Annotated in this window: 2 protein-coding genes; one reads left to right on the top strand and one right to left on the bottom strand. The window is 60.9% G+C overall.

The genetic code is table 11. The features are described 5' to 3' along the window. Positions 1 to 136 precede the first annotated feature (136 nt). Entirely contained in the window at positions 137 to 1,021 is an 885-nt protein-coding gene (locus ABLV30_RS26980) for an EamA family transporter (protein WP_064374738.1), read from the bottom strand. 80 nt (positions 1,022 to 1,101) lie between these two features. On the opposite strand from ABLV30_RS26980, the gene ABLV30_RS26975 reads away from it, so the two are divergent. Continuing rightward, on the top strand, positions 1,102 to 1,608 hold the full coding sequence (locus tag ABLV30_RS26975; RefSeq protein ID WP_047722953.1) for a MarR family transcriptional regulator: 507 nt from the start codon (positions 1,102 to 1,104) through the stop codon (positions 1,606 to 1,608). Positions 1,609 to 1,780 lie beyond the last annotated feature (172 nt).

The raw sequence follows: 1,780 nt of genomic DNA, 5'->3' as shown, positions 1-1,780 counted from the left end.
GCATCGCCTCCGGGAAATTCAGCCACTCTGCGCGCTGCTCCCGGGGGCGGCGCCTAACGCGCCTTGCCCGGGCTACAGGTTCACCGCCGTCTGCGGTCCGGTAGCCCGGACAGATGCGCAGCATCGCCTCCGGGATTTACCGACCTGCTACAGCTCTCTTATTCGATAACGCACGCTGAATCGACAGCACGCTGAACAGCACAATCACCAGCCCCACCAGCGCCAGCCCCTCGATCTTTTGCCCGAGGAAAACCCAGCCTAATAGCACCGCCGTCACCGGACTCAGCAGGCTCATCGCCGACACCGCCACCGGGGAAAGTCGGCTGATACCGCGAAACCACAGGCCGTATGCCAGCATAGCCCCGGCAACGCACAGCCACAGATAGCCCGCCGCCTGAGTCAGCGTCACCTGATGCAGCGGCGGATCGACCAGTAACGCAATTGGTGCCAGTACGATACCGCCAATCAGCAGCTGCCAGCCGGTCAGTGCGATAACCGGCAAAGCGATCGCCCAGCGACGCGACAGCCAGGTTCCCAGCGCCATGCTCATCGCCCCCAGAAACGCCGCGGCGATCCCCAGCGGTTCGAGCGTGGTTTGCGGCGACAGCAGCAGCATCGCCATTCCCGCGATCCCCATCAATGCCGAGAGCACCGCCAGCCAGGGCGATCGCTGACGATCGACGCACCAGGCCAACAGCATCACCAGCAGCGGCTGGATCGCCCCTATCACCGCCGCCAGGCCGCCCGGCAGCCGATAGGCGGCAATAAACAGCAGCGCCTGAAACGCGCCGATATTCAGGATCCCGGTAACGATCAGCTTCCACCACTCGGCGCGCAGCGGGAAACGGCGGCTCCAGATCAGCAGAGCGATCCCGGCCGGCAGCACCCGCAGCAGCGCGGCGATAAACGGCCGATCCGGCGGCAGAAACTGCGAGGTCACAATATAGGTGCTGCCCCAGATGGCGGGGGCCAGCGCGGTTAAAAACAGATCAACCATCAAATTGCGCGAAACAAAGGCCATGATTTTATCTTCACATCAAGGTAAATTGTGGCCTAAGTATGTATCGATATTTATCTTGATATCAAGACAAGTGAGCATTAATGGACAAATCACCGCAGACCGACGCCGTGGATCGCATTCTTGAACAGTGGAAACGGGAACGTCCCGATCTCGATTGCAGTCCGATGGGGCCGTTTGGCCGCCTGAAACGCTGCGCGCTGCTACTGGAGCCGCGCATTGAAGCGGCTTTTCTTCGTCATGATTTAGTGCGCTGGGAGTTTGATATGCTGGCGACGTTGCGGCGGGCGGGCGAACCGTTCGTGCTGTCGCCCACCCAGCTCTTTTCAACGTTAATGATCACCTCCGGCACCATGACCCATCGTCTGAAAGCGCTGGAAAAACGGGGGTTTATTCGCCGTCTGCCAAACCCGGACGATGCGCGCAGCATGCTGGTCGCGCTGACGCCAGAGGGGCGAGAGTTAATCGACAGGGCGGTGGAAAGTCACGTGGAGAATGAGCGGGAGCTGCTAAGTGGACTCTCAGCGGCGCAGCGCCATCAGCTTGATGAAGCGCTGACGATTTTTATGCGCCTGCTGGAAAAAGAGTAATACCCACCCGCTTTGAATAAGGCGCTTACCTTGTTGCCGGATGGCGGTTGATGAAGCACCACCGTTATTTCCCGGAGGCGATGCTGCGCATCTGTCCGGGCTACCGGCCCGCAGACAGCGGTGAACCCGTAGCCCCGGTAAGGCGTTAGCCGCGACCGGGGAGCAGAGCGCA

The sequence above is a fragment of the Klebsiella sp. CN_Kp113 genome (assembly GCF_040064585.1).
Taxonomy (GTDB): domain Bacteria; phylum Pseudomonadota; class Gammaproteobacteria; order Enterobacterales; family Enterobacteriaceae; genus Klebsiella; species Klebsiella michiganensis.
Note: the sequence above shows the minus strand (reverse complement) of the source record. Positions and strands in the feature narration are given on the sequence as shown.